Origin of the sequence: Hydrocoleum sp. CS-953 (genome assembly GCF_002260545.1) — a bacterium.
In the GTDB taxonomy this organism is placed as follows: Bacteria; Cyanobacteriota; Cyanobacteriia; order Cyanobacteriales; family Microcoleaceae; genus Trichodesmium.
Genome location: NZ_LGSU01001029.1, coordinates 1 through 6,144 on the forward strand (window position 1 = coordinate 1; position 6,144 = coordinate 6,144).

Here is a 6,144-nt window from a genome sequence, read left to right on the forward strand (position 1 = left end):
GTTAGGCGCGGAGATTCTCCTGAAAACAGGATTCTTGGTTCAATGAGTCCACTTAAATCAGATACCTTGCGATACCTAAGCCAGAGATGGTTCTCTCCCCAAGCGTTTACTCTATTTCAAGAGCCTGTGGACCTATGCCCTACGGTACAGTTCAAACCTAAAAAAACTTTGGTTCTCTGGTACTTGTTGCTTAGAGCTTTTCCATACACAAGCATTCGGAGTGCAAAACCCCATAACTCTTCTCTTGGTCAACATTCCCTCTCTTGGTGCGCGTTCCGCAAGCGAGCTGTCGTCGTCGCGGGGTCGCACCGCAAGCGAGCTGACGGCGACGCGGGGTCTGACCGCATTTTTCAAGGTAAATGGCGCTACTGATTAAGTAGCTAGGTTTTTAGAGTGGTTGAATACCTTTCCACTTTTTCTAGCATCACACAAAGTCCCCCTAAAAGGGGGAGGCTTTAAACCCAATTTTTCGGTAAAATCATACATTTATTCAGCAACGTAATATTAAAGATAAAGATAAAGTAGTCAACATTACTAGCGCTGACATCCTCAAATTCTCAAGTCTTTGGTCTTTGCTGCGAATTGAANCGCATTTTTCAAGGTAAATGGCGCTACTGATTAAGTAGCTAGGTTTTTAGAGTGGTTGAATACCTTTCCACTTTTTCTAGCATCACACAAAGTCCCCCCTAAAAGGGGGAGGCTTTAAACCCAATTTTTCGGTAAAATCATACATTTATTCAGCAACGTAATATTAAAGATAAAGATAAAGTAGTCAACATTACTAGCGCTGACATCCTCAAATTCTCAAGTCTTTGGTCTTTGCTGCGAATTGAACTTCTATAGCAATGAGCGCTGGTATATTTACAAATTGTAGTAGGGGCCAAGCAGCTCAAAGTCTTATACTATCGGCAATTTCTGCCCCCTGTTGCCTGTTCCAATAGTGCCTGTTCCCGGAGCACAGCGCTATATACATCGCTAATCCGACGGCTACCCTATCTAAGATAAAAATAAAAAAGAATGCTACGAATAATTTTGCCTGCTTAAAATACTTTACTTATAAATATTTGACTAAAAATAGAGTTTGACTTTGACTAAATGATATATAGGCTATTCCTCCTGACTCCTGACTCCTTGAAACAGCCTAAGTATTTATAGCAAAAATTTTAGTATTTCATATAACTTCGCGCCTTCTAACTTCAGCTATAAATAGGTAGGCAAAATTAAACCTAAAATAACTGTAGAAAATAAATTTGCCCAAACCATTCTGACTCCTGACTCCTCTTTTATCTGATTCAAGTTTCATTAATATTATTTGTTACTACCTCTATAGGAGGTATTTCTTTAGATAAAGGTTTAATCTGATCTGGGTTGAAATTTAAGCTAGAAAACAAAGGCAAAATTTCCTTACTAAAAGCCTCTGCTGCCTTAGAACGATAACGATTAGGATTATAAATGACTGATAATATCCTATTAATAACAATCTGATCTATTTTAGCTGTAGTTAAAACCCCAATTTGTAATTCTTTTTCAATAGCAGAAACAGAAACAAAAGCCACCCCTAAACCAGACTGAACAGCATTTTTAATTGCCTCAATTGAATTTAGTTCCATCTCTACTTTCAGGCGGCGAGTATCAATGCCACTCTCGGATAATACTTGATCGATTACTTTGCGGATAGTAGATTGAGAGTCCAAAGTAATAAAATTTAAGTGATACAAGTCATCTTTCTGAATAGTCTCCTTTTCAGCCAGGGAATGAGAAACAGGCAAAATTAAGGCCAGCTCATCTTCAGCATAAGGAATAACTTCNTCATCTTTCTGAATAGTCTCCTTTTCAGCCAGGGAATGAGAAACAGGCAAAATTAAGGCCAGCTCATCTTCAGCATAAGGAATAACTTCCAAAGACTCTTGTAATTCTGGAGGAACTTCACCCCCAACAATAGCTAAATCTATTTGTCCATTAGCCACACTCCAAGCAGTACGACGAGTAGAATGAACGTGCAACTGTACAGCCACATCAGGATACTTTTGTCTAAACATCCCTATCATTCGGGGTAGTAAATAAGTGCCAGTAGTTTGAGAAGCACCAACAATTAAAGTACCTCCCTGGAGATTTTGCAAATCTTCGATCGCCCGGCAAGTTTCTTGACAAAGAGATAATATTTTCTCACCGTAAGTAAGTAGTAGATGACCAGCTTCAGTTAATTGTGCCCGGCGACCGCCACGGTCAAATAAGGGCACATTTAACTGTCTTTCTAAGTTTTGCACCTGTAAACTAACTGCTGGTTGAGAAACAAACAGACTATCGGCAGCTCGTTTAAAGCTACCTTCAGCAGCGATGGCTTTGAGAATGCGTAATTGGTCTAGGGTGAAAGGAAGCTCAGACATATTGTTAAAGGAAAAAGAAATTTAGGGAGTTGATGCCGAAAGGGTTTCCTAATCGACAAATTGCTGACCTAACTGCCTTTGATTTGACTCTATAGGTTGTTGGAGAGCAAGAAGAGAGTGGGAAACTGATGAGAAGTTTAAATTTATAGTCTTTTTCTGTATTAAACCAGGTTTTATGGATCAAAAAAATTGGGTCGCGCAACCCCGCTTTTTAAGGGGAAATGTCTTTGGAGCAGGGCGTAAATCCCCGTTACAAAAACAACTTATGTAGGGGCAAATGGCCATTCGCTCCTACTGACTTCTGACTTCTGACTTCTGACTTCTAACTTCGTTAAGGAACCCATTTGCTATCTTTGCCAAGATTAAGTTTTTCCATAAGGAGGTAGGAATATTAACTCAGAAGTCAAGAGTATAGAGGGAAGGAATAGAGGAAAAAGTTTGAAAAACACTTCCGATCTTCTCATCTCCTCACCTCTTCACCTTTCCCTCTTTTTATTAAATAGAACTCAACGGATTTTTATAGCAGTAGCCATAAAAATAACCTGAGAACTTATGGAACAACCGAGAGAAAGTAATATCAATAACCTGACTTTTGCCTTTTGCTATAAGTTGCCTATTGTATAAGTTTAGGAAAGGATTGAAAGAATCTTTCCACGCCCCATGTAAACCTTTCTTCTCATCCCCTGGTCTTTTCTGATTAGTTCATCAAGCTCCGATCTTCCTGTTTAGATTAAACTAAATCAGGACAAAAGTACCTGAGACTTATCTTGAGGATTAAGGCTAAAACTTACTAGAAGCATAGAGCTAACCTATAAGTCTTAGCTAGAAATTGAGATTTCCACATTCCTCACAAAAGTCAGTCAGGGCAAATGGCTATTCCCCCGTACATTCTTGCTATGACTCTATTTAAGAGGAGCGAGAATGCCCTGACTGTCCTGGCGAGTTCTATATACAGGNCAAAAGTACCTGAGACTTATCTTGAGGATTAAGGCTAAAACTTACTAGAAGCATAGAGCTAACCTATAAGTCTTAGCTAGAAATTGAGATTTCCACATTCCTCACAAAAGTCAGTCAGGGCAAATGGCTATTCCCCCGTACATTCTTGCTATGACTCTATTTAAGAGGAGCGAGAATGCCCTGACTGTCCTGGCGAGTTCTATATACAGGGTATTTCAGGTTTATGAGGTACAGCAAAAATAGTTTGTATACCAGTTTTTCAAATGGTGGAGATTTATCAAATTAAAGAATGTACCTCATTTACTGGCAATCTCCTGTAAATAATTTCTTGTGCAAATTAGCCTCCACACTCACTATATTTCCTTCCCCATTTAAGGGGTTGGCAGTTTACGTCCCCTTAGCATACTACTGGAGGAATCCTCAAAAAGTTAACTTTTATTATCAATTTTCGGTTCTCCTGTAGCCGTAATGATGAGAATCTTATTTTCTTCCTACACTTCCCACACTCCCCACACTTCCCACACTTCCTATACCATTACTATGCACAACCATCCAATTTTCTATAATGGCCATGTCTAATGATTCGTTAACCCCTAGCCATTTGATCATCTTGGGGTTACTGTTGAGTTTCGCGATCGCCCATAGTGGTTTAGCTGCTCTCCGTTCCTGGGCAGAAACCAAAATTGGTCCTAGACTCTATCGCATCTTATTTGCCCTAGTCAGTCTACCACTGGCAGTAGTTCTGATTGTTTACTTTTTCAATCACCGTTACGATGGCTTACAGTTATGGCAACTACAAGGTGTCCCAATTGTCAAACCTATAGTTTGGATATTATCAGCAATTTCATTCCTTTTCCTATACCCCTCTACATTCAATCTCTTAGAAGTTGCAGCAATTCAAAAGCCTGAAGTCCATCTCCATGAAACAGGGATTATTCGCATTACTCGCCATCCCCAAATGGTAGGCCAAGTAATATGGTGTATTGCCCATACCCTTTGGTTAGGGACAAGTTTTACTCTTGTTACATCAGTTGGCCTTATCTTACATCACTTATTTGGAGTTTGGCATGGCGATCGCCGACTTCAGGAGCGTTTTGGTGAATCTTATAAGAAATTAAAGTCTCGAACATCAGTTATTCCTTTTCTGGCAATTATTCAAGGACGTCAAACCTTAGAGCTGCATGAGTTTCTCCGATGGGCTTACCTTGGGGTAGGAATTTTTGTCCTTTTATTTTGGCAAGCTCATCCTCTACTAATCCGTGCAACTGGGAACGTATATTGGTAGCATGATCCCAGGATATAAAAAATTTAATTAATATAGATTCAAGGATCATGGTTTTGTCAGTTAGCGAAAAGACTTTTAAAGAAGAGGTCTTGGAATCCTCTCATCCTGTTTTAGTTCATTTTTGGGCATCGTGGTGTGGCCTTTGTAAAATGATTGTCCCCCAATTAGTTAAATTTCAATCTGAGTGGAATGGCCAATTAAAGCTAGTAGGGGTGAATGCTGACGAAAGTTTAAAACTGGCTAGTAAATATCAACTTAGAACCTTGCCTACCCTAATTCTGTTTGAAAATGGCCAAATAGTTAATCGAGTGGATCATTTTCAGGCACGAGAAGATTTCCGACGGACATTGGATGCTTTTATGTTGAGCTATCAAGACCGTCGCCTAACTCAACCTTTGGAACCTCAGTTAATTTCATTAAGTCAAAATTCAGGCATTAAGAAATCCCGATAGATTAAGTCTAGGGATTTTTTTTGATTGTTAAATATTGGGAGACTTATATCTGTGGCGGTGATTTTAATTATCAGTTAAGAGTTATCAATAGCAACCTATGAAACTAGAGGGTTAAAATACTGAAGTTTATTTTTTTCATTCCTTATCTAAGAGGTTGAAAGCTGTTAATGTTTAGCTTTCCTACGGAATGCTAACGCAAACGCGACATGTTTGCGGAGCATTCCCTATACGAAAAAGTGTTTCGCTGCCCATTCAGTAGGATAGCTCTTCTGTAATAGGCCGTTCCGATCCAGGAGGCTAGCTTACGGCTGAATGCTTACAATTTGAGACCTGATTTTTGGTCATTTTGTCTACTTAGCATAGACTAGCAATTTGTGAATAGTTAATTATACTGTTGCTGAGTATTAGATAAAGAGGTTAAAACTAGAAATGAAGGGAATAATGGTTTCCTTTCGAGCTAGTTTTAGCCTCTTTCAGTTTTCTATTGATTTAGATTTATACTTTACCGAAAAATAAAGGTATAAAGCTTTCTATTTCAAGAAAAAAATCTGTCGTTTAGTGCTCCGCACAATGCGCGTTTTTATAGCAGTTTTTATGTTTTTTAGAGTACAGAGATTTGGGTTTAAAGGAAGAATGAAGAAGGCTTTAGTTATCTAGGAGATAAGGAAGAAGGAAGAAGCAAGAAGAAAAGGAAAAACCTTAAATTAGGTAAATATTTCCCCAACTTTTACACGCTCCGATACCACCGGAGATGATATTAAACACTATGTATCTATAACGTTATAGTTTTTGAAGGCTATATATATAGAAGCCCTAAGCGTATCTCCAGAAAATAGGTCCAAGTCGAGAAGTAATTGATAATTTATGGGTAATAATTGATTGGATTTGGGATGAAAGGAGAGGTCTAATACACCCCACACTCCCCACACTCCCCACACTCTCTCTACCATTACTATGCACCACCACCAAAAATTCCTATAGGGGCTTGACACTCTCTGAAGTTTCTGCTATGTTAAATCGGTAAGGACTCAAAGAAGAATATTTCTTTACCCATCTTAGAATT

The 6,144-nt window shown here is 38.8% G+C and carries 3 protein-coding genes and 1 pseudogene; 2 read left to right on the forward strand and 2 right to left on the reverse strand.

Going from position 1 to position 6,144, the window contains the following annotated elements; translation table 11 throughout:
- Positions 1-1,292: 1,292 nt before the first annotated feature.
- Positions 1,293-1,808: LysR substrate-binding domain-containing protein (locus AFK68_RS41800; protein ID WP_246844208.1), on the reverse strand; the 516-nt coding region annotated here is incomplete at its 5' end.
- 1 nt (position 1,809) lies between these two features.
- Positions 1,810-2,387: pseudogene (locus AFK68_RS41805) on the reverse strand (LysR family transcriptional regulator); the annotation flags it as partial.
- Between the two features lie 1,528 nt (positions 2,388-3,915).
- Between AFK68_RS41805 and AFK68_RS14935 the strand changes: the two are divergent.
- A complete protein-coding gene (locus AFK68_RS14935; protein ID WP_094673485.1) occupies positions 3,916-4,629 on the forward strand; it encodes an NnrU family protein in 714 nt (237 codons plus the stop codon).
- 47 nt (positions 4,630-4,676) lie between these two features.
- Positions 4,677-5,081 carry a co-chaperone YbbN gene (locus tag AFK68_RS14940; RefSeq protein WP_094673486.1) on the forward strand — a complete coding sequence of 135 codons (405 nt, stop codon included), beginning with the start codon at positions 4,677-4,679 and terminating at the stop codon, positions 5,079-5,081.
- Positions 5,082-6,144: the final 1,063 nt, after the last annotated feature.

Coding starts and splice junctions, on each gene's coding strand:
- AFK68_RS14935 (WP_094673485.1), top strand. CDS start 3,916: ATGTCTAATGATTCGTTAACCCCTAGCCATTTGATCATCTTGGGGTTA.
- AFK68_RS14940 (WP_094673486.1), top strand. CDS start 4,677: ATGGTTTTGTCAGTTAGCGAAAAGACTTTTAAAGAAGAGGTCTTGGAA.